The sequence below is a fragment of the Paraburkholderia ribeironis genome (assembly GCF_900019265.1).
GTDB lineage: Bacteria > Pseudomonadota > Gammaproteobacteria > Burkholderiales > Burkholderiaceae > Paraburkholderia > Paraburkholderia ribeironis.
In genome coordinates this window covers 1-561 of record NZ_CYGX02000198.1, presented here as the reverse complement: position 1 = coordinate 561, position 561 = coordinate 1, and the positions used below count along the sequence as shown (strand labels likewise).

At 64.9% G+C, this 561-nt stretch carries 1 pseudogene; it reads left to right on the top strand.

Annotation, left to right across the window (positions count from 1 at the left end):
- Positions 1-43: 43 nt before the first annotated feature.
- Positions 44-561, top strand: a pseudogene (locus tag BN2475_RS33130) (ESPR-type extended signal peptide-containing protein); the annotation flags it as partial.

Sequence of the window (561 nt, the reverse complement as noted above, 5' to 3'; positions counted from 1 at the left end):
CGGTCTCGTGGGCTCGGCAGGCAAGGAACGCCGCTTGACGAACGTGGCGGCAGGGTCTGCCGCGACGGATGCGGTGAACGTGAGCCAGCTGCAATCGGAAGACGCCAAGGTGAATACGGAGGGCGCAGCGACGGCGGCGGCGCTCGGCGGCGGTTCGACCTTCAATACGACGACAGGCACGATCTCCGCGCCGACCTACGTGCTGAACGACGGCAACACGACCGTGACCAACGTGGGCAGCGCAATCACGAACCTCGACGGCCGCGTGACGCAGAACACGACGGACATCAGCAACATCGAGACGCAGATCAACAGTGGCTCGATCGGTCTGGTGCAGCAGGATCAATCGACACGCACCATCACGGTCGCGAAGGGCACGGACGGTACGGTCGTGGACTTCACGGGCACGGCGGGGGCGCGCAGGCTGACAGGGCTGCTCAACGGCAACATGAATGCATCGAGCACCGATGCAGTGAACGGCGCGCAGCTGTACAACGTGTCGGCAGTCGGCGGCGAATGCGCTCGGGGGCGGTTCGACGGTGAACAACGACGGTACGATCA